The organism is Streptomyces niger, assembly GCF_000718305.1.
Classification (GTDB): domain Bacteria; phylum Actinomycetota; class Actinomycetes; order Streptomycetales; family Streptomycetaceae; genus Streptomyces; species Streptomyces niger.
Map to the genome: position 1 here is coordinate 317,400 of NZ_JOFQ01000006.1, position 19,492 is coordinate 336,891.

20 protein-coding genes are annotated in these 19,492 nt (G+C 73.1%); 5 read left to right on the plus strand and 15 right to left on the minus strand.

The genetic code is table 11. From position 1 onward, the window contains the following. Positions 1–17: 17 nt before the first annotated feature. The 5 genes from IF20_RS13980 to IF20_RS14000 form a co-directional block, all read right to left on the minus strand. Complete coding sequence (locus IF20_RS13980) at positions 18–806, minus strand: SGNH/GDSL hydrolase family protein (protein WP_052865448.1); 789 nt, start codon at positions 804–806, stop codon at positions 18–20. A gap of 73 nt (positions 807–879) precedes the next feature. Continuing rightward, the gene (locus IF20_RS13985) at positions 880–1,902 is read right to left on the minus strand and encodes a hemolysin family protein (RefSeq protein ID WP_052865449.1); all 1,023 of its coding nucleotides are present in this window, start codon (positions 1,900–1,902) and stop codon (positions 880–882) included. Then, positions 1,899–3,248, minus strand: coding sequence for a hemolysin family protein (locus IF20_RS13990; RefSeq protein WP_052865450.1), 1,350 nt, complete (start codon positions 3,246–3,248; stop codon positions 1,899–1,901). The genes IF20_RS13985 and IF20_RS13990 overlap by 4 nt, the downstream gene beginning before the upstream one ends. A 226-nt stretch (positions 3,249–3,474) precedes the next feature. Continuing rightward, entirely contained in the window at positions 3,475–4,383 is a 909-nt protein-coding gene (locus IF20_RS13995; RefSeq protein ID WP_052865540.1) for a phenylalanine 4-monooxygenase, read from the minus strand. 69 nt (positions 4,384–4,452) lie between these two features. Further along, positions 4,453–4,932 (minus strand): GNAT family N-acetyltransferase, encoded by a 480-nt coding sequence (locus IF20_RS14000; protein ID WP_052865451.1) that lies wholly within the window; start codon positions 4,930–4,932, stop codon positions 4,453–4,455. Positions 4,933–5,048: 116 nt separating this feature from the next. On the opposite strand from IF20_RS14000, the gene IF20_RS39160 reads away from it, so the two are divergent. Then, complete coding sequence (locus tag IF20_RS39160; RefSeq protein WP_199896598.1) at positions 5,049–5,225, plus strand: hypothetical protein; 177 nt, start codon at positions 5,049–5,051, stop codon at positions 5,223–5,225. Between the two features lie 6 nt (positions 5,226–5,231). Here the strand turns inward: IF20_RS39160 and IF20_RS14005 are convergent, their stop codons facing one another. The 4 genes from IF20_RS14005 to IF20_RS37715 form a co-directional block, all read right to left on the minus strand. Beyond that, positions 5,232–6,122 (minus strand): LLM class F420-dependent oxidoreductase, encoded by an 891-nt coding sequence (locus IF20_RS14005; RefSeq protein WP_052865452.1) that lies wholly within the window; start codon positions 6,120–6,122, stop codon positions 5,232–5,234. Between the two features lie 254 nt (positions 6,123–6,376). Next, a complete protein-coding gene (locus tag IF20_RS14010) occupies positions 6,377–7,138 on the minus strand; it encodes a GNAT family N-acetyltransferase (RefSeq protein WP_052865453.1) in 762 nt (253 codons plus the stop codon). Positions 7,139–7,471: 333 nt separating this feature from the next. Next, positions 7,472–7,882, minus strand: a complete 411-nt coding sequence (locus IF20_RS14015; protein WP_234426647.1) for an FAD-dependent oxidoreductase — start codon at positions 7,880–7,882, stop codon at positions 7,472–7,474. Then, the gene (locus IF20_RS37715) at positions 7,860–8,279 is read right to left on the minus strand and encodes an alkaline phosphatase family protein (protein WP_234426648.1); all 420 of its coding nucleotides are present in this window, start codon (positions 8,277–8,279) and stop codon (positions 7,860–7,862) included. Before IF20_RS37715 ends, IF20_RS14015 begins: the two co-directional genes overlap by 23 nt. 202 nt (positions 8,280–8,481) lie before the next feature. Between IF20_RS37715 and IF20_RS14020 the strand changes: the two genes are divergently transcribed. Next, complete coding sequence (locus IF20_RS14020) at positions 8,482–9,705, plus strand: patatin-like phospholipase family protein (protein WP_199896594.1); 1,224 nt, start codon at positions 8,482–8,484, stop codon at positions 9,703–9,705. Here the strand turns inward: IF20_RS14020 and IF20_RS39165 are convergent. Next, complete coding sequence (locus IF20_RS39165) at positions 9,702–10,328, minus strand: flavin reductase family protein (protein WP_052865455.1); 627 nt, start codon at positions 10,326–10,328, stop codon at positions 9,702–9,704. The two genes, IF20_RS14020 and IF20_RS39165, sit on opposite strands and share 4 nt — an antisense overlap. A 226-nt stretch (positions 10,329–10,554) precedes the next feature. Next, positions 10,555–11,463 carry a LysR family transcriptional regulator gene (locus IF20_RS14030; RefSeq protein WP_052865456.1) on the minus strand — a complete coding sequence of 303 codons (909 nt, stop codon included), beginning with the start codon at positions 11,461–11,463 and terminating at the stop codon, positions 10,555–10,557. A gap of 132 nt (positions 11,464–11,595) precedes the next feature. On the opposite strand from IF20_RS14030, the gene IF20_RS14035 reads away from it, so the two are divergent. Both IF20_RS14035 and IF20_RS14040 read left to right on the plus strand, forming a co-directional pair. Beyond that, positions 11,596–12,057, plus strand: a complete 462-nt coding sequence (locus IF20_RS14035; RefSeq protein WP_052865457.1) for a LysR substrate-binding domain-containing protein — start codon at positions 11,596–11,598, stop codon at positions 12,055–12,057. A 1,180-nt stretch (positions 12,058–13,237) separates the two neighbouring features. Next, positions 13,238–14,476 (plus strand): MFS transporter, encoded by a 1,239-nt coding sequence (locus IF20_RS14040; protein WP_052865458.1) that lies wholly within the window; start codon positions 13,238–13,240, stop codon positions 14,474–14,476. An 84-nt stretch (positions 14,477–14,560) separates the two neighbouring features. On the opposite strand, the gene bioD is transcribed toward IF20_RS14040, so the two are convergent. From bioD to bioB, 3 genes are read right to left on the minus strand one after another with little or no spacing between them, the layout of a single operon-like run. Next, a complete protein-coding gene (gene bioD / locus IF20_RS14045) occupies positions 14,561–15,253 on the minus strand; it encodes a dethiobiotin synthase (protein WP_052865459.1) in 693 nt (230 codons plus the stop codon). A gap of 16 nt (positions 15,254–15,269) precedes the next feature. Then, a complete protein-coding gene (locus IF20_RS14050; RefSeq protein ID WP_052865460.1) occupies positions 15,270–16,580 on the minus strand; it encodes an adenosylmethionine--8-amino-7-oxononanoate transaminase in 1,311 nt (436 codons plus the stop codon). Next, positions 16,573–17,841, minus strand: a complete 1,269-nt coding sequence (gene bioB / locus IF20_RS14055; protein ID WP_052865461.1) for a biotin synthase BioB — start codon at positions 17,839–17,841, stop codon at positions 16,573–16,575. The genes IF20_RS14050 and bioB overlap by 8 nt, the downstream gene beginning before the upstream one ends. Positions 17,842–17,985: 144 nt before the next feature. Here bioB and IF20_RS14060 point away from each other — a divergent pair, with 144 nt between their 5' ends. Then, positions 17,986–19,173 carry an 8-amino-7-oxononanoate synthase gene (locus IF20_RS14060; RefSeq protein ID WP_052865462.1) on the plus strand — a complete coding sequence of 396 codons (1,188 nt, stop codon included), beginning with the start codon at positions 17,986–17,988 and terminating at the stop codon, positions 19,171–19,173. 63 nt (positions 19,174–19,236) lie between these two features. Here the strand turns inward: IF20_RS14060 and IF20_RS14065 are convergent, their stop codons facing one another. After that, the gene (locus IF20_RS14065) at positions 19,237–19,473 is read right to left on the minus strand and encodes a DUF397 domain-containing protein (RefSeq protein WP_052865463.1); all 237 of its coding nucleotides are present in this window, start codon (positions 19,471–19,473) and stop codon (positions 19,237–19,239) included. Positions 19,474–19,492 lie beyond the last annotated feature (19 nt).

Genomic DNA, 19,492 nt, shown 5'->3' on the forward strand with positions numbered 1-19,492 from the left:
TAACTTCACGGTGGCTGCTAGGGGCCGGTCGGACCGTCCGGCTCGTACGGAAGGAGCTCGGGGCGCTTCGGCGGGCGGCCGTCGCCGCTCGACCGGCCCGTGAGCCGGCGGCCTATCCACGGCAGCAGGTGGGTGCGGGCGAAGCGGGCGTCCGAGGCGCGCCGGGCCACCCAGCCCGGCGGTACCGGCGGCGGCAGCGGCGCGTCCCACTCCGCCTCCGGTGGGAGCCCGAGCGCCTGCCACACCGCCTCGGCCACCCGCTCGTGGCCCTCGGCGGTCAGGTGCAGCCGGTCGTCGGCCCACAGCCGCTGGTCGCCGAGCGACGCCGAGCCGTAGAGGTCCACGACGAGCGCGCCGTGCCGCCGCGCGACGTCGTCGATGTGGTCGAAGAGCGCTTCCATGCGCGGCCGGAAGCGTTCCAGCACCGGCCCCTGTCGGCCGGGGCTGCGCATCAGTACGAGCTGCTTGCAGTGCGGCGCCAGTCGCGCCGCGGCCTCCTCCAGGAGCGCGCACACCCGCGCCACGTCGCACTTCGGGCGCAGTACGTCGTTCAGGCCGCCCACCAGCGTGACCAGGTCGGCGCCCATGGCGGCGGCCGCGGGCGCCTGCTCCTGGGCGATCTGCCCGATCAGCTTGCCGCGCACGGCGAGGTTCGCGTACCGGAAGCCGGGCGTCCCGGCGGCGAGGCGGGCGGCGAGCAGGTCGGCCCAGCCGCGGTACGAGCCGTCCGGCAGCGCGTCCGACATGCCCTCGGTGAAGGAGTCGCCGATCGCGACAAAACTGGTGTACTGAGCACTCATCTCCATGGCGCGAGCGATCCTATACGCAGTACAGGACCGCCCGCGCCGGGAGGTGCCGGCCGGCCTCCGGGCGACGCCGTCAGGCCGCCGGCCGCCGCTGGAGCACCAGCTCCCGCAGCACGTCCTCCATCGTGACCAGCCCCGCCAGCCGCCCGTCGTCGCCGATCACGGCGGCGAGGTGGGTGCGCGAGCCGCGCATCGCGGTCAGCACGTCGTCCAGCGGCGTCGCAGCCCGCACCCGGGCGATCGGCCGCATCGAGGACACCTGGAACGGCAGGTCCCGCGGCATCGCGTCCAGCGCGTCCTTCACGTGCAGGTAGCCCAGGATGCGGCGGGAGTCGTCGACGACGGGGAAGCGGGAGAAGCCCGACCGCGCGGCCAGGTCCTCCAGGCTCTCGGGCGTGACGCCCAGCCGGGCGTAGACCACCTTCTCCAGCGGCAGGACCACGTCGCGGACCGGGCGGCGGCCCAGCTCCAGCGCGTCCCGAAGCCGCTCGGCACCCCGGTCGTCCAGCAGCCCGGCGTCGGAGGAGTCCTCCACCATCTTGGCCAGCTGGGCGTCGGAGAAGGTCGCGGCGACCTCGTCCTTGGCCTCCACCCGCAACAGCTTCAGCAGCCCGTTCGCGAACGAGTTGACCGTGAAGATCACCGGGCGCAGCGCCCGCGCCATCGCCACCAGCGGCGGCCCCAGCAGCAGCGCGCTGCGCACCGGCTCCGCCAGCGCCACGTTCTTCGGCACCATCTCGCCGAAGAGCATGTGCAGATACGTCGCCAGGGCCAGTGCGATCACGAAGGAGACCGGGTGGACCAGCGCCTCGGGCACGCCCGTGACGTGGAACAGCGGCTCCAGCAGGTGGGCGATGGCCGGCTCGGCGACCGCGCCCAGCACCAGCGTGCACAGCGTGATGCCCAGCTGCGCCGCCGCCATCAGCGCGGAGACGTGCTGCAGACCCCATATGACGCTGCGCGCCCGGCGGTCGCCCTGTTCGGCGTACGGCTCGATCTGGCTGCGGCGCACCGAGATCAGCGCGAACTCGGCGCCCACGAAGAAGGCGTTGACGACCAGCGTGAGCAGGCCGATGAAGAGCTGCAACGCGGTCATCGGGCGGCCTCCTCGTGCGTGCGCGCGTCGTCCTCGTCACCGGCGGCGGGGGCGTGCAGCAGCACGCGCGCCGCGCGGTGGCCCGACGCGTCGACGACCTCCATCCGCCACCCGGCGACGGTCAGCCCGTCGCCCTGCTCCGGGATCCGGCCCAGCTCCGTGGCGATCAGCCCCGCCAGCGTCTCGTACGGGCCCTCCGGCATCCGCAGGCCGATCCGCTCCAGCTGGTCGGCGCGGGCCGCGCCGTCCGCGTCGTACAGCGTGCGGCCGTCCTCGTCCACGCCGGCCGGTGCCAGGTCGGGGGTCTCCTGGGGGTCGTGCTCGTCGACGACCTCGCCGACGACCTCCTCGACGATGTCCTCCAGCGTCGCGACGCCGGCGGTGCCGCCGTACTCGTCGATCACCACGGCCATCGTCCGCTTGCCGGACAGCCGGTCCAGCAGCTCGTTGACCGGCAGCGTCTCCGGTACCAGCAGCGGTTCGCGGAGCATGTCGGCGATGGGGTGCCGGGGCCGGCGCGCGGCCGGTATCGCGAGCACGTCCTTGATGTGTGCGACGCCGACGATGCTGTCCAGGCTGGAGCGGTAGACGGGGAAGCGGGACAGGCCGGTGGCGCGGGTGGCGTTGGCCACGTCCTCGGCCGTGCACTGCACGTCCAGCGCCGTGACCTGCACCCGCGGGGTCATGACGTTCTCCGCCGTCAGGTCGGCGAGGTTGAGCGTGCGGACGAACAGCTCGGCCGTGTCCGGCTCCAGCGCGCCCTCCTTGGCGGAGTGCCGCGCGAGCGCCATCAGCTCCTGCGGCCCGCGCGCGGACGCCAGCTCCTCGGCCGGCTCCAGGCCCATCCGGCGCACCACGCGGTTGGCGGTGTTGTTGAGGTGGCCGATCAGCGGCTTGAAGGCGTGACTGAAGCCGCGCTGGAGGGTGGCCACCCGCTTGGCGATGGGCAGCGGGCTGGAGATCGCCCAGTTCTTCGGCACCAGCTCGCCGATGACCATCAGCACGATCGTGGAGACGGCCGTACCGAGGACCAGCGCGATGCTCTCGCCCGCCGAGCGCGACAGCCCCATGGCCTCCAGGGGGCCGGCGAGCAGCGCGGCGATGGAGGACTTGGCCAGCATGCCGATGATCAGGCCGGTGACCGTGATGCCCAGCTGGGCACCGGAGAGCTGGAAGGTCAGGCCGCGTACGGCCTTCAGGGCGCTGTCCGCGCCGCGCTCGCCGCGCTCGGCGGCCCGTTCCAGGTCGCTGCGCTCGACGGTCGTCAGCGAGAACTCGGCCGCGACGAAGACGCCGCAGGCCAGGGTCAGCAGGAGCGCCACGGCCAGCAGAAGCAGCTCGGTCATCGGATCACCTCCGTCCCATGGTCGGGCAGGGCCGGGAGGGTCGCGCGGTGTCGACTACGACTGCGACTGCGACTAGGGGGGTCGCCCATGGCCGGACGCTCACACCTTTCTTCGGGGGAGTGGCTGCGGATTCCGTGTATCCAGCAGCCGAGGGACTATCCATAGTAAAGGGTCGGCAAAAAAGGTCGGCCGGTCATCTCTTCGACGGGACCGCGCGGGCGGGGTGCTACCGGGGTGCGGGCCGCCCCATGAACCCCCGGCGCTCCAGGGGCGGCAGCCCCAGGCGGTCGCGGGTGGACTCGTCGAAGTCGTCGAGGAAGCCGTGCAGCGTCTCGGCGAGACGGTCCAGCGACTCGACGGCGTACAGGACCGGCTGGTACCCGGCGACCTGGTACGGGCGGGACGCGATGTCGGCGAGGTCCCAGGCCCGGATGTCGGCCCGGTCGAAGCGTCGTAGTTCCCCGTACGACGACAGCAGCGCGGCGCCGTACGCCTTCGGCCGCCCGCCCTCGTGGGCGACGCCGTACTCCAGTGTGTACCAGTACACCCGGCTGATCAGGTCGAGCGCGTCGTCGGACGTGACACGGGCCGCGGCCCGGCCCACCGTGCGGTACAGCTCGGCGAACCATGGATCGCACAGATGCGTGCCGTGCCCGAGCATGTCGTGGAGGACGTCGGGCTCGAAGGTGTAGAGCGGCATCGCCGGATGCCGTACGTACTGCACGGCGTGGAAGTAGCCGTCGGCCATCGAACCGAGGAACCGGGCGTTGGGCACGATGCCCCCGGCCAAGGTGAACCGGAAGCCCGTCAGCTCGTGCAGCCGGTCGCCGACCTCCGCGTGCTGGGGGACGTGCCCCTCCGGCACGGGCGTCCGCTTCCGGGCCTCGGCCACCGCCTCGCACACCCGCCCCCGCTGCGCGTCGGCCAGCGCGGCGAGCACGGTGCGCCAGGTCGCGTGCTCCTCCTCGGTGTACTCCACGAGCGGGGAGGGCGCGCCGACCCGGTGTCCCGTCGCGAGGGCCGCGATGCGGTCCCGCCGCCGGACGTACGCGCGGTCGGCGTGCCCCGGGTGCTCCTCCGCCCTGCCCAGCCGGCCGTCGGGGGTCACCGGCGTCTGCGCCATCACATCGGTCATGCACAGCATCGTCGGCCGGAACGGCGGTTCCGCACCGGGCGACGCGCCGCGCTCCCCGGACCGTCCGCCCTACGCCTCGACCCCGTCCCGCACTGCGGAGTCCGGCGTGCCGGCGCTCGCCCGCGGGCCCTCCAGGTGCCGCACCCAGCGGCTCCACTGCGGCTCCGGCGCGTACCCGGACGCCTGCCACGCGTGGTGCGCGAGGGCGTTGCGGTCGAGGACCATCGCGTCGGCGCGCCGCCCGCCCAACGCCGCGAACCGCTCCTCGGCCGCCGCCAGCAGGGCACGCGCGATGCCCTGCCGCCGCCGCTCCGGGTGCACCGCCAACCGGTACAGATGGCAGCGCCAGCCGTCGAACCCCGCGATCACCGTGCCGACCAGTTCGCCGTCCCGCTCGGCGAGCAGCAGCGCCTCGGGGTCGCGGTCGACGAGCCGGGCCACGCCGTCCCGGTCGTCGCTGATGCTGGTGCCCTCGGCGGCCCGCTTCCAGAAGGCGAGGACGCCGTCGAGCTCTGCGGGCAGGGCGGCACGGATACGAAGATCACTCATGTCTGCATCCCACCATCGGTCGACGCCCCCGGGCCACCCGGTTCCACCAGGCGGGACGGCCGCCCGCGCACCGGTCCTGCCGGCGCGCCCACCCGCCAACGCTCCTGCACGAACTCGTGGTTGAGGGCCTGCAGAATGGCGGTGCAGGTCGCGAGCTGCTCGGCGTGCTCCTCGACACCGTCGTCCGCTCCGTCCCCGTGCCGGCGCTCGTACGGCACATCGGCCCCGCGGTGTGGTGGCCCGGCCGGCCGCGCCACGAAGCCCCGGCCGGCGTCCCCGAACGAGGCCGCTGACCGGCCTCAGGTGCCTCGCAGCTCCTCGATGACCGGCGCGAACGTCTCCATGGCCGCGTCCAGGACGGTGATGTAGGAGAAGCCGTACCGCTCCCGGCGCTCGCGGAGCTGGTCGGCCAGCTGCCGGACCGTGCCGAACAGCAGGGTCGGGACGTCCAGCAGCTGCTCCTCGTCCAGGTTGTCGAAGCGCGCGGCGAACCCGCGGGCCGTCGCCCGCCGGTCATTGGTGAGCACCACCTGCTGGACCAGCATGTTCAGCTCGGCCGGTGCCGTACGGCCCGCCGCCGCCTCCCGGTACGTGGCGACCGTCGCGTCCAGGTCCTCGGCGGAGGCCAGCTCCAGCGTGCCCGCCGGCTTACCCGGCGCCTGCCGGCCGCCCTGGAACGCCGCGATCTCCGCGTGCTGCGCCGTCAGCCGCATCATCCGCCGGCCGTTGCCGCCGATCAGCAACGGCGGCCGGGGCGTCTGCACGGCGTGCGGCACGTGCTCCGGATCGGCCAGCAGCCGGTCCAGCTCCCCGATCGTGCGGGCCAGGTGGTCGACGCGCTGCCCGGGGCTGCCCCAGGGGAGACCGGCGGACTCGTGCTCGGCCTGTACGTACCCGGTGCCCAGGCCCAGTTCGAGTCGGCCGCCGGTGAGCGCGTCGGTGGTGGCCACCTCGCGGGCCAGCAGCGCCGGGTTCCAGAAACCGGTGTTCAGTACGAAGGTGCCCACCCGCGGCCGCTCGGTGGCCTCGGCCGCCGCCACCAGCGCGGGGAACGGCGCGGGCATGCCCAGGTGGTCGGGGACGAGCAGGACGTCGTAGCCGATCGACTCGGCCTGTCGGCACCGCTTCCGCCACTCGTCGGCGGAGGCGATCGCGAGGGTGTTGACGCCGAAGCGGAACGGTCGGGACATCAGGCCTCCTGGTGTCTTCTGTTGTCGCGGTGTTCTGTCGTCGGCGGGCCGCGTACGCGCACCGGGCCGAGGGCCGCGCGTGCCCGCCGTCACAGTGCCAGATAGGACAGCGCCATCGGCACCATTCACAATTCCCGGATGGTGTCGCCCCGTTCATCGGGACAGCTGGCCACAGCTGCCGGCCGCACCGGATCGCGCAGCGTCCGCCGAGACCAGCGAAGGGACGCGAGGCGTGCCGCGTCGGCGGCGCGAGGTCACGGGGCGAGGGCGTACTCGGTGAACCGGCCGCAGGGGCGGAAGCCCAGCCGCCGGTAGACCGGCTCGCCCTCCGCCGACGCCTGCAGGACCGCGGTGCGGTGGCCCCGGGCGCGGGCCGCGTGGAGGGCCGCGAGGGTGATCGCGCCGCCGTATCCGCGGCGGCGGTGGGTGGCCAGGGTGGCGATGTTGTAGATCCCGGCCACTCCCGCGTGGTGGAACACCTCGGCCGCGCAGACCGGGCGGCCCGCCGCGTACCCGACGAGGTAGCGGGCCGGGCAGTCGGCGGCCAGCGCCTGCGGGGCCGCCCGGTCGAAGAAGCGGCGGACGGTGGCGGCGGGCGGGTCCCAGTTCGCGGCGAGGACCGCGGCGAAGTCGGCGAGTTCCGCGGGCGTGGTCACCGTACGGATGTCCAGGCCGTCCGCGTGCGGCCGCGGTGGCTCGTCGCGCAGCTCGGCCCACATGGCCGTCTCGTGCTCGGCCGCCGGCAGCCCGGCGGCCGACAGCTGTGTGCCCAGGTCCTCCGGCGCCGAGTCCGGACCCACCCACCAGGAGAACGGGCGGCCGGTGGCGGCCAGCGTCCGTACCGTCGCGGCGATCCGCGCCGGCGCCGTGCCGGGCCGGAAGCGGGCGGCGGCGACGATGTTGAAGGTGTCGTCGGGCAGGCCGCTGTCGGCGATCAGCAGGTCCTCGGTCTCGGTGACGGTCGCGCCGGGCAGCCGCCGGTGCAGGTGGCACGCGTGTTCGGCGAGGTTGTCCATCGTCCTGGCCGGCAGATCGAGTGCCGGGGGAGTGCTCGTCGGGTGCGTCGGGTCCATGGTGACCGATCCCATCACGAGAAGAGCCCCGACCGGTCGGGGGAGGCCGGTCGGGGCCGTCGAAGGGGGCTGCTGGTGGCGGTCGCCTCTCGGCGAAAGGCTCCGTGGGGCTTCAGCCGAACGATCTTCCCCACGGGCGATGGGTGAGGCCCGGGGACACTGTCCCACCAGCAGCCGCACAGATGTCAGCAAACGGGGCGGGTCAGGCATTCCACCGCAAAGAGGTGAGCTGCCTCACAAGAGGGGACGCGCCGAGCGTCACCCCCTCCGAACCGCTCAGCGCCCCGCCACGACCTCCTCCGCCAGCCCGAAGGACAGCGTCATGTCCGCCCCGCCGACCCCGTTGACCACCGTCACACCGGGCTCCGGATCGACCACCGGCTCCGTACGGCCGTCCCGCAGCGAGGGGTGGAAGCCCGACCAGCGCTCGGTGACGGTGGTGTCCGGGAGCCGCGCGAAGCCGGCCAGGTAGTCCCTGATCGCCGCGTTGATCTCCTCGCTCTCGAAGCTCTCGAACGGGTCGTGCGTCGTCGCGTACGCATGGCTGTCGCCGATCGTCAGCCGCCCGTCCGCCGTCTGCGACAGCAGGACGTGGATGCCGTTGTCGCGATGGAAGGGCAGCTCGGCCCGCATCCGGGTGTCCAGCGCCGCGCGCGTCGCCAGGTCATCGAACGCCGCGTAGTGCAACAGCGTCAGCCCGCCGCACAGCATCGGCCCCAGCTGCCGGCCGCCCGGCTGCACGCCCGTGCGCAGCATCTGCAGCTTGCAGCGGACCGGCCCGCTGGTCGCGAACACCTCCGCAGATGCCGTGCACCGCCGGCGGCACCCCGGTCGCGATCGAGAGGTTGTTGGGGTTGGTGAAGGACGGCATCGTGCAGTCCGCGCGCAGCTCGCTGCCGTCCCGCAGCATCCGCTCCAGGAACGGCATCCGGCCGTCGGCGATGGCCCGCTCGTGACAGGCGGCCTCGCTGCCGTCGATGCACACCACGACCACGGGCCGGGCGGGCCGGGCGTAGCCGCGGCCGTTGACGGTCAGCCGCTCGGTCCGCGGCCCGCTCTGCCGCTCGGCACCAGCTTCCTTCATGTGCGGTTCCACCTCTGAGGACGACGTCGGCGGCCGGTCGTGCCGCCCTGCCCACCAGGGAACACCGCCGCGCCCCGGGGCAGAACCACCGGAATTCCTGTACCGCCCATAGCCCGGGACGCATGGCCGGTATCCCCGTTGCGCGGCGCCCCGCGCCGGTGTGCGATCGACCTGCCGGCCGTCCGCACGAGGGGGAGTGGTGATGACCGACCAGGAGCCGGGAGACCCGCCGGACGACGCCACGGTGGGCGTCGTCCTGGCGGGCGGCGGCGCCCGGGGCGCGTACGAGGCCGGCATGCTGGCGACGCTGCTGCCCACGCTCGCGGAGTTCCGGCAGCGGCCCGAGGCGTTCGTCGGCACCAGCGCCGGAGCGCTCAACGCGGTGCTCTTCGCCTCACTGGCCCACCTGCCCGCGCAGCAGGCCGCCGACGAAGCGCTGCGGGCCTGGCGGCGGCTGACGAAGGACCAGGTACTCGCGCCCTTCCTGCCCGCCGTGCCGGCGCTGCTGCGGCAGTACCTCGCCGCGCTGTTCGACCCGGGCCGGCCACCGGTGTCCGGCCTCCTCGACACCCGCCCGCTGCGGGAGACCTTGCGCACGAAGCTGGACTGGCGCCAGCTGCACGCCAACATGCTGAGCGGCACGGTGCAAGCCGTCGCGGTGGCCACCACGTCCTGCTCCAGTGGCCGCACGGAGATCTTCGTGGAAGGACCACGCGCCGCCGACCTGCCCGAGAGCGACGTCGACCGGGCGGTGGACTACTCCCGTACGGTGCTCACCGAGGAGCACGTCCTGGCGTCCGCCGCCATCCCGGTGGCGTTCCCGCCCGTGTACCTCGCGGAGGCCGACGGCTGGTACATGGACGGCGGCGTACGGCTCAACGCGCCCATCAAGCCGGTGATTTCGCTCGGTGCCCGCCGCGTCGTGATCGTCGCCACCACCCCGCTGCGGTACCTGCCCCGCGCCCACGGCCCGGGCGGGCCCGCGCCCGCGGTGGCGGACGTGGTCGCGCAGGTCCTGAACGGCGTGCTGGCCGACCGGATGATCGAGGACACCCGGACGCTCGGCAAGGTCGACGAGCTGCTGAGGTCCGGAGGCCGGGGCCGCAGCCCCGGCGGGCGGCCGTACGAGGTCATCGAGTACCTCTTCGGCGGCCCGCCGCCCGGACAGGGCGACCGGCTCGGCGAGCGCGCTGCCTACGTCCTCGACACGTACTTCCGCGGTATCCGCCGGCTGTCCGACCTCGACCTGGCCGTGCTGTCCTTCCTGCTGGGACCGGGGCACAGCCGCGGCGAACTGCTCAGCTACCTCCTTTTCCAACCGGAGTTCATCGACGAGGCGATCCGGCTGGGGCAGCGCGACGCGCAGCTCATTCTCGACACCGTGGGCGACGACCCGAACAAACTGTGGCGCAACGACGCCTGTTAGCCCGTGCGCCGGCGGCCCCGCAGCCCGAGAGCACCGACGGCCAGCAGGAGGGCGACCGTGCCCAGGGTGAAGGTCTCGAAGGTGGCCCGGGAGACGTCCCAGGTGTCGGCGAAGTCGTACCGCAGGCCGACGAGGTGCTTCAGGGTGCCGGGGAACAGCGCCACCCAGCAGCCCAGCACGATCCACGCGTACACGAGCGACGCGCACACCACGAAGCCGCGCGTGCCGAACGGCACCTCGTACGGGCGGGGCACCTCCGCGTGCCGCAGCCGCAGCCGGATCAGGGCCGGCACCATCGCGAGGTACGACAGCAGCAGCGTCGATGCGGTGCGTGCCGTGCTCGTGGCCGGTGGCCAGCCGGCAGTCGAAGACCGCGGCGGCGCCGGCCAGCGCGGGCGCTCCGGTGTGCAGCGGGAACCAGTCCGCGCAGCCGAAGTCGTAGGGCGGTACGGGGTGTCGCCACCGGACGGGCGGCCGGCGAACACGTCCGAGACGTGCGCCTGACGCACCGTCAGGACATTGGCCGTGAAGACACCGTTGCGCACCGCGGCGTCCGCGAGCGGGCTGCGCCGGTTGACGCACACCAGCAGCGACCCATAGTCATGGATCAGCAGACCCCGCACGCCTCGGGAGGCTGATGATGACCCTCACTCTGGACGACGCGGTGGATCCGCGGGCCCGCCGCGCGGACTTCGTCGCGGCCATGGGCAACGCCGCCACCGGCGTCACGGTGGTCGCCACCGACGGCCCCGCGGGCCGCTTCGCGCAGACGGTCAGCGCGATGAGCTCGGTCTCCGCCGATCCGCCGGGCTGGTCAGCTGCCCCATCAGGAGCCCCGGAAGGGGAGGTTCAGGCGCCCAGCACCGTCCGGCACACCGCCGCGAACGCCTGGGCGCGGGCGGTCGGCCGCACCCCCGACAGCTGCGCGAGGACCACCGGCAGCGCCGGCAGCGGATCGGTCAGCCGCAGCGCGACAGCCCGCCCGCCGTCGTACGTCATGTCGTGCACCGGACGCTGGTTGAGCAGCGCGAAGCCGTGCCCGGCTGCCACCATCGCACGCACCGTTTCGTAACTCGTACTGCGGTGCCGCACCTTCGGCTCCCTGCCCGTCTTCAGGAACAGCGAGCGGAAGTAGTCCCGGCTCAGCGGCAGATCGAGCAGGATCATCGGCTCGGCCGCCAGCTCCGACAGCCGCACCGCACCCGCGCCCGCCAGCGGATGGTCCGGCGGCACCAGCGCGTACGGCGGCGCCACCGCCAGTACCTCCCGCTCGATGTCCGGGTCCAGGCCCAGGTCGTACAGGAGCGCCAGCTCGCATCTGCCGCCGCGCAGGTCTTGCTGCACCGCCCGGATGTCGCCCTCGGTGACCTGCACCCGCACCGCGGGGTGCGCATCCCCGAACTCCCGCAGCAGCCGCGGCAGACAGAACGGCGCCAGCGTCTGGAAACAGCCCACCGCCAACTCGCCCACCAGCTCCGTCCCCAGGCTGCGGGCCGTCTCCGTCAGGTCCTCGGCGTGGGTGAGAAAGCCGCGCAGCTCGTGCAGGAAACGCTCGCCGGCCCGGGTCAGCGACAGGCCCTTGGCGTGGTGCCGGATCAGCAGCTGCACGCCCAGCTCCCGCTCCAGATGCGTCACCGCGGTCGAGATCGCCGACTGCGACACACTGATCCGCTGGGCCGCTGCGGTCATGCTGCCGAGCTCCGCGGCGGCGAGGAAGTAGCGGAGCTGTACGAGGGTGAAGTTGGCGTCCTTGGGCATGGCGTGATCCTTGCACCCCGGCTGCATCAATTCATCAGATGGCGGAGCCCGGATTTCTCTGCTCGACCGGGTCAGCGGGCGTTGTCAGAACTCCCGACGGGGGCCCGGGCTCGGCCGACCGCCGAGGGTGAGGTGCTCGCCGAGTACGGCAAGCGGGTCTTCCTGCTCGCGGAGGAAGCGGTCGCCGCCGTGCAGCAGGTCAGCGGGCTGGCCACCGGACGGCTGCCGGTCGGCGGCTCCACCACCGTCGGCACGTACCTGTTGCCCGCGCTGCTGGCCCGGTACCGGGAACGGCACCCCGCCATCGAGTGCGACATCTTCGTCGGCAACGGCGAGGCCGTGCAGGAGCAGTTGCTCGGCGGTGGCACGGGCCTCGCCCTGATCTCCGAACACGCGGTGCGGGAGGACGTACGGGCCGGGCGGCTGGCCGTACTGCCCGTCGAACCCGCGCCGCGCCCCCGGCCGGTCAGCCTGGTGCACCGCAGGGACCGCCTGCTGTCCCCGGCGGAACGCGCCTTCCTCGCGCTGCCGCGTGAACTGCGTCACTGGCCTGGGGAGTTGCCGGCTCCCGAAACCGCCGGTACGGACGGGTAACGGCCTTTCGGAGGCAGTGGCGTGCGCCACGTACCGCACTTATCCGGCCGTCACCCCGTGCCTTCCGCCCGGACGGCCGGTTGCGTCCGGACAGGCCCGTGATCAGCCCAAGTGCGGTGCGGAGTGCGGTTCGGGGCGATTCCGCCGAACCCTTCCCGCAAACAAGGTCGGTGGGGCGGTGACCGGCCCGTAGCGGCGCGTGATCGGGGTGGCACGCACTGCCATCGAAGCGGTGTGCGCCCGCGCGGAAGTGCATCCATGCACCCGTATCGGAGGATGCAATATTGCACTTTTGCCTGGCAGGGGCGAACGTGCGCCCTGCTCAAGCGACTTGTGGCACCCAGTGCCACCCGTACCCCGCCGACCTGGCCACCCGGACCGCATCAGCAAACCCCCGCCCCCGTGCAACGCGCTTATATCTCCCGGTCGGCAATGTGACTGGATCGGAGTATGCGCGAAAGCGAACGAGCCGCCACAGTAACCGGACCGAATCAGGCAGGACCGAAGGACGCCCTCCGGGAGGGGGCGCGCCGAACGGACTGCCGCACACGGATGGGGTGGGAAAAGAAGTGTGGGCTGTGATGGTGCGGTGAGGGCGCTGCAGGTGAGGCAGGGCGACCTGGTCCTCATTCAGGGCCGTTGGCGGCAAGTCCAGTCCGTTAGAGCGGATGTGCGGGCAGGGGGAGGACCGGCCGTGGTGCTGGTCTTCCAGCGGGGTTCGGCAGCGCGCGTCCGCGCCGCCGACGCACTCGCGGTACAGCGCGGCACCCGGTCCTCGCGGCCGCAGGCGCCGTGCACGACCGTACGTACCACCACCGCACGACGCGTCGGCACGGCCGGTGAGGCCCGCTGACCGATCCGCGGACGCGGCCGGCGTCCGGAGACGACCGATGCACCCCCGTCTCCGGGCGCCGCGCCGTGCCCGGCACCGCCGGCACCGCGTCCATCGGCACCGCGTCCACCGGCACCTCGGCCCGCGCGACCCCCGTACGCGCCGCCGAGCGGGCTGCCCGTCGCGGGTGCGGACACCGCGTGATCCGGCGCCGCGGGCCCCGTCCTAGAATGGCCTCTCGGCCGCGTCGGCGCGGGCCCGCGGCCGAGTCCCCCTGTCGCACGCCTGCCCTCTCCCGACGTACGCCCAGCACCGAACCGTACGGACGGAAGAGCAGGACCAGGACGCATGCCGAACCCACCCGCGGACGTGGCCACGGAACCGACCGCCACCCCACCCGACGCCTACGCCCGCAAGGCGGTACTCGCCTCCGCCGTCGGGTACGGCCTGGAGGGCTTCGACCTCCTCATCCTCAGCTTCGCGCTCTCCGCGATCACCACCGGGCTGCACCTGGACCCCACCCAGGCCGGCTCGCTCACCACCATCACCCTGATCGGCTGCGTCGTCGGCGGTCTCCTCTTCGGTGTGCTCTCCGACCGCCTCGGCCGCATCCGCGTCCTGACCTGGTCGATCATCCTCTTCGCCGTCTTCACCGGGCTCACCGCGGCCGCCCAGGACTTCACCCAGCTGGCCATCGCCCGCTTCGTCGCCGGCATGGGCATCGGCGGCGAGTTCGGCATCGGCATGGCGCTCGCCGCCGAGGCGTTCCCCAGCCGCAAGCGCGCCCGCGGCACTTCGTACGTCGGCCTCGGCTGGCAGACCGGCGTCCTCGCTGCCGCCCTGGTCTCCGCGCCCGTCATCGAAGCCTGGGGCTGGCGCGCCCTCTTCGCCCTCGGTGTGCTGCCCGCCGTCGCGGCTTTCCTCTTCCGCCGCACCATGCACGAGCCCGCCGCCTTCACCGCGGCGAAGACCGCCGAGCGCCCGGCCACCGCGCCGCTGCGCTCCCTGGTCGCCACCCCCACCGCGCGCCGCGCCACCCTCGGCGTCCTCGTCCTGACCTCGGTACAGAACTTCGGCTACTACGGCATCATGACCTGGCTGCCGAGCTACCTCTCCCAGCAGTTCGGCTACAGCCTCACCAAGTCCGGCGCCTGGACCGCCGGCACCGTCGTCGGCATGGCCTGCGGCATCCTCGCCTTCGGGCACCTCGCCGACCGCATCGGCCGCCGCCCCACGTTCTGGATCTTCCAGGCCGGCTCGGTCGTCACGGTCCTCGCGTACGCCACGCTGTCCACGCCCACCGCGCTCCTCATCGGCGGCGCGGTCATGGGCGCGTTCGTCAACGGCATGACCGGCGGCTACGGCGCGCTCATCGCCGAGCTGTACCCGACGCATGCCCGCGCCACCGCGCAGAACGTCCTCTTCAACGTCGGCCGCGGCATCGGCGGACTGGCCCCGCTGGTGGTCGCCCTCGTCGCCCACACCTACGGCTTCCAGAAGGCCATCGGCCTGCTCGCCGTCATCTACGTCCTGGACATGGCAGCGATGCTGCTGATCCCGGAGCGGAAGGGCGCGGAGCTGGACTGAGGGGCTTGCGTAAAGCAAGCCCTCCGGCGATTGAGGGCCCGGGGTGTTCCGGGGCAGAGCCCCCGGAACACCCCGGCGCGGCCGTCACCCGCCCCACGTACCTCCCAGCCGAGGCGCCAGCCACCGTGCCGCCTCGGCCCGGAAACGGGCCGGCGGCAAGGCTCCGGACCCGGCCGGCACAAGGCCGAGCAACGGCGCCCCCGCCACCTCCGGCAGATCCTCCACGTTGCAGCGCGAGGCAAGATCCGGCTCGGCGGGCCAGCTGCCGATGACGACACCGGGCGTCTCGATGCCCGCCGTCCGCAGCGCGAGCGCCGTCAGCGCCGTGGCGTTGAGCGTGCCGAGCCCGGCCTGCGCGACCATCAGCACCGGTGCGCCGAGCGCCTTCGCCGCGTCGGCGAGGGTCGCGCCGGTCTCGTCGAACCGGACCAGCAGCCCGCCGGCGCCCTCCACCAGCACCACGTCGTGCTCGGTGGCCAGCTTCTCCGCCGCCTCGGCGATCTGCTCCGTACGCACCGGCGGCAGCCCGGCCCGGCGGGCGGCCGTCGCGGGTGCCAGCGGCTCGGGGAACCGGGCGATCTCGGCGGTGGTCACCGCGTCGCCGGCCAGCCGCGCCACCTCGGCCGCATCGCCCGGTTCGCCCGGAGCGACGCCGGTCTGGGCGGCTTTGAGCACGGCGACCGAGCGGCCGCGGGCCAGTTCGGCGGCGGCGATGGCGGCGGTGGTGACCGTCTTGCCGATCTCCGTGCCCGTGCCCGTGATGAACAGCACCGACATGTGAAACGTGTTCCTCTCAGCCCTCGCGCGCGGCGGCACACACCGCGGCACAGATACGGGCGATGTCCTCGTCGCCGGTGATGTACGGCGGCATGGTGTAGATGAGGTCGCGGAACGGGCGCAGCCAGACGCCCTCGCCGACGGCGGCCCGGGTCGCGGCCGTCATGTTGATCGGATGGTCGAGCTGGACGACGCCGATGGCGCCCAGTACCCGTACGTCCCGAACGCCCGGGATCGTCCTGGCCCGTTTCAGGCCGTCCCGCAGCCCGGCCTCGATCCGCTTGATCTCCTGGCGCCAGTCCTGCTGGAGGAGGACGTCCAGGGAGGCGCCCGCGACCGCGGCGGCCAGCGGGTTGGCCATGAACGTCGGCCCGTGTGCGAGCACCGGCACCTCGCCGCGGGAGATCCCGTCGGCCACCCGCGGCGTGCACAGCGTCGCCGCCATGGTCAGGTAGCCGCCGGTCAGCGCCTTCCCGACGCACATGACGTCCGGTACGACGCCCGCGTGCCCGGCCGCGAAGAGTTCGCCGGTCCGGCCGAAGCCGGTGGCGATTTCGTCGAGGACGAGCAGGACGTCGTGCGCGTCGCACGCCTCCCGCAGCACCTTCAGGTACGCGGGGGAGTGGAAGCGCATGCCGCCCGCGCCCTGCACGACCGGCTCGACGATCACCGCGGCCAGCTCCTCGGCGTGGCGGCCGATCAGCTCCCGCAGGTGGTCGGCGTACGCCTCGTCCAGCGGCGCGTCGAAGCCGGCGGGCGGCTCGTCGGCGAACACCTGCCGGGGCAGTACCCCGGACCACAGGTCGTGCATCCCGCCGTCCGGGTCGCACACCGACATCGGCTGCCAGGTGTCGCCGTGGTAGCCGCCGCGCCAGGTCAGCAGCCGCTGCTTGGCCGGGCGGCCGAGCGAACGCCAGTACTGCAGGCACATCTTGGCGGCGACCTCGACCGAGACGGACCCGGAGTCGCACAGGAAGACGTGCTCCAGGTCGCCCGGCGCGAGGTCCGCGAGCCGCTTCGCGAGCCGGACGGCGGGCTCGTGCGTGAGCCCGCCGAACATCACATGGCTCATCCGGTCCAGCTGGCCGCGCGCGGCCTCGTTGAGCACCGGGTGGTTGTAGCCGTGGATCGCGGACCACCAGGACGACATGCCGTCGACCAGCTCGGTGTGGCCCTGCACCGGTTCGGCGGTGCGCAGCCGGACCCCGGCGGCGGACTCGATCACCAGCGGATCGTCCGTGCCGGGCATCGGGCCGTACGGGTGCCATACGTGCTGCCGGTCCAGGGCCAGCAGGTCGTGCGTGTCCATGGTTTCCGGCTCAGGCATTGGGCGGCAGGTCGGTGCCGGCGCCCCGGCGGCGTACCGCGACCAGGTCCGTACGGACACCGTCGGCGTCCCGCGCCTCCGCCACCGCACCGGCGGGCACCGGCTCGGGTTCGGCGGCGGTCACCGGTTCCGGCTCGGCACCGCCGTCACCGCACGGCCCGCAGCCACCGCCCGCGGCCTCCTTGGCGTGCCCCCCGCAGCCGCCGCCCGCGGCCTCTTCGGCGTGCCCGCCGCAGCCGGCCGCGGCGAGCGCGTCGGCGCGGTGCGCGGGCAGCGTGGTGGTGTCCGTGCCCTCGACCTCGAACCCGGCGTCCGCGATCATCGCCAGGTCGTCCTTGCCGGCCTGGCCCTCACTGGTGAGGTAGTCGCCCAGGAAGATGGAGTTGGCCAGGTGCAGCGCGAGCGGCTGGAGGGTGCGCAGATGCACCTCGCGCCCGCCGGCGAGGCGTACCTCGACGTCCGGGCAGACGAAGCGGACCATGGCCAGGATGCGCAGGGCGCGCTGGGGGGTGAGGTGCCACTCCTTGGCCAGCGGGGTGCCCTCGAAGGGGATCAGGAAGTTGACCGGCACCGAGTCCGGGTCCAGGTCGCGCAGCGAGAAGACCACGTCGACGAGGTCCTCGTCGGTCTCGCCCATGCCCGCGATCAGGCCGGAACACGCCGACATGCCCGCCGCCTGGGCCTGCTGCACGGTCGAGACCCGGTCCGCGTACGTATGAGTCGTCGTGATCTGTCCGTACTGCGCCTCGGACGTGTTGAGGTTGTGGTTGTACGCGTCGGCGCCCGCTTCCCGCAGCCGCGACGCCTGGCCGTCGGAGAGCAGACCCAGGCAGGCGCAGACCTCCACGCCCTCGTTCTGCTCCTTGATGGCCGAGATCGTCTGCGAGACCCGGTCCACGTCCTTGTCCGTCGGCCCGCGGCCGCTCGCGACGAGGCAGACGCGCTTGGCGCCGCCCGCGACGCCGGCGGCGGCCGCCTTGGAGGCCTCGTCGGGCTTGAGCCAGGTGTACTTGAGGATCTCGGCCTTGGAGCCCAGCCGCTGGGAGCAGTACGAGCAGTCCTCGGGGCACAGGCCCGACTTCAGGTTGACCAGATAGTTCAGCTTCACCCGCCGCCCGAACCACTGGCGGCGGACCTTGCCCGCCGCCGCCACGACGTCGAGCAGCTCGTCATCGGATGTCGCCAGTACGGCGAGTGCCTCTTCGCGGGTCGGCGACTCGCGTCGCAGGCCCTTCTCCACCAGAGCGTTCAGCAGGTCCATGGCGAAGATCCTGGCCTACGGCACCGGCCGCGGCCAAGGAGGATTCCGACAACGCCGCAGGTTGGGGGTGTGTGTATTGCCACACCGTAGACAGGCGTAACGACCGCTAACGTCTATCGACAGCCGACAAACCCGAGGATGCCGATGTCTGCCGAGCCCGCCGCCGTTCCGTCCGGTGACGACCCCTTCGAGTGGATCGACGAGGCGCGCGAGAAGCGCCGCAGGGCGGGGCTCGTACGGACCCTGACCCCCCGCCCGGCCGATTCCCCCCTGCTGGACCTGGCGAGCAACGACTACCTCGGGCTCGCCCGGCATCCCGAGGTCACCCGCGCCGCCGCGGCCGCCGCGCACTGCTGGGGCGCCGGCGCGACCGGCTCCCGGCTGGTCACCGGTACCACGGAACTGCACGCCGGGCTCGAAGCGGAACTGGCCGAATACTGTGGTTTCGAAGCCGCTCTCGTGCTGTCTTCGGGGTACGCGGCCAACCTCGCGGCCGTCACCGCGCTCACCGGGCGCGGCTCGCTCGTCGTCTCCGACGCCGGGAACCACGCCTCGCTCATCGACGGCTGCCGGCTCTCCCGCGCCCGTACGGCCGTGGTCCCGCACAGCGACCCCGAGGCGGTACGCAAGACCCTCGATGCCGCGCGGGCCGAACCGGACCACGAGGGCCGCGCCGTGGTCGTCTCGGACTCCGTCTTCTCCGTGGACGGGGACGCCGCGCCGCTGGCCGCGTACGCCACCGCCTGCCGCGCGCACGGTGCCGCGCTGCTGGTGGACGACGCGCACGGGCTGGGCGTCCTGGGGGCGGGCGGGCGCGGTGCGTTGTGGGACGCGGGCCTGGCGGGGGACCGGGACGTGGTCGCCACCATGACGCTCTCCAAGTCCCTGGGCAGTCAGGGCGGTGCCGTGCTCGGCCCGGCGAAGGTCATCGAGCACCTGGTCAACACGGCCCGTACGTTCATCTTCGACACGGGGCTGGCGCCGGCGGCCGCCGGGGGCGCGCTCGCCGCGCTCCAACTGCTGCGTCGGGAGCCCGAGCGCGCGGGCCGGGCCCGGGCCGTGGCCCGTACGCTGCACCGGCGGCTGACGGCCGCGGGGCTCGCCGCGGCCCTCCCGGACGCCGCCGTCGTGTCCGTACGCGCGCCCTCGCCCGAACAGGCCGTGCGGTGGGCGGCGGACTGCCGCGCCGCGGGTCTGGCCGTGGGGTGTTTCCGCCCGCCGTCCGTTCCCGACGGCATTTCGCGGCTGCGGCTGACCGCCCGCGGGGATCTGACCGAGCAGCAGATGGACGAAGCGGTCGGCGCGATTCTTTCGACCGCGCCGACCGCTTGAACTATTTTCCCGGAACCGGTCGCCGAATTTTATTCTTGAACCGGTTTTCCGAAGGTGTCCGGATCAACCCGCCTTTGTGGGCTCACCGGTGTGCAGGGCGTCGACAAAAGCCCGCCACACGGGGGCCGCGAAGAGCAACGCGGGCCCCGAAATGTCCTTCGAGTCGCGCACGGCGAGAGTTTCACCGTTGACCCGGGCGGTCTCGACGCAGTTGTTCATTCCCGTACTGCGCGTGCTGCGCACCCAGCACACGCCCGTAAGGGCGGTGCTGGCGGGTACGTACCGCGGCGATGCCGTCATGATGGAGCCTCCTCAACGC

Bases quoted from the DNA above. Each gene is read 5' to 3' on its own strand.
- IF20_RS13980 (WP_052865448.1), bottom strand. From the start codon at position 806: ATGGAGATGAGTGCTCAGTACACCAGTTTTGTCGCGATCGGCGACTCC.
- IF20_RS13985 (WP_052865449.1), bottom strand. From the start codon at position 1,902: ATGACCGCGTTGCAGCTCTTCATCGGCCTGCTCACGCTGGTCGTCAAC.
- IF20_RS13990 (WP_052865450.1), bottom strand. From the start codon at position 3,248: ATGACCGAGCTGCTTCTGCTGGCCGTGGCGCTCCTGCTGACCCTGGCC.
- IF20_RS13995 (WP_052865540.1), bottom strand. From the start codon at position 4,383: ATGACCGATGTGATGGCGCAGACGCCGGTGACCCCCGACGGCCGGCTG.
- IF20_RS14000 (WP_052865451.1), bottom strand. From the start codon at position 4,932: ATGAGTGATCTTCGTATCCGTGCCGCCCTGCCCGCAGAGCTCGACGGC.
- IF20_RS14005 (WP_052865452.1), bottom strand. From the start codon at position 6,122: ATGTCCCGACCGTTCCGCTTCGGCGTCAACACCCTCGCGATCGCCTCC.
- IF20_RS14010 (WP_052865453.1), bottom strand. From the start codon at position 7,138: ATGGACAACCTCGCCGAACACGCGTGCCACCTGCACCGGCGGCTGCCC.
- IF20_RS37715 (WP_234426648.1), bottom strand. From the start codon at position 8,279: ATGAAGGAAGCTGGTGCCGAGCGGCAGAGCGGGCCGCGGACCGAGCGG.
- IF20_RS14020 (WP_199896594.1), top strand. From the start codon at position 8,482: ATGACCGACCAGGAGCCGGGAGACCCGCCGGACGACGCCACGGTGGGC.
- IF20_RS14030 (WP_052865456.1), bottom strand. From the start codon at position 11,463: ATGCCCAAGGACGCCAACTTCACCCTCGTACAGCTCCGCTACTTCCTC.
- IF20_RS14040 (WP_052865458.1), top strand. From the start codon at position 13,238: ATGCCGAACCCACCCGCGGACGTGGCCACGGAACCGACCGCCACCCCA.
- bioD (WP_052865459.1), bottom strand. From the start codon at position 15,253: ATGTCGGTGCTGTTCATCACGGGCACGGGCACGGAGATCGGCAAGACG.
- IF20_RS14050 (WP_052865460.1), bottom strand. From the start codon at position 16,580: ATGCCTGAGCCGGAAACCATGGACACGCACGACCTGCTGGCCCTGGAC.
- bioB (WP_052865461.1), bottom strand. From the start codon at position 17,841: ATGGACCTGCTGAACGCTCTGGTGGAGAAGGGCCTGCGACGCGAGTCG.
- IF20_RS14060 (WP_052865462.1), top strand. From the start codon at position 17,986: ATGTCTGCCGAGCCCGCCGCCGTTCCGTCCGGTGACGACCCCTTCGAG.
- IF20_RS14065 (WP_052865463.1), bottom strand. From the start codon at position 19,473: ATGACGGCATCGCCGCGGTACGTACCCGCCAGCACCGCCCTTACGGGC.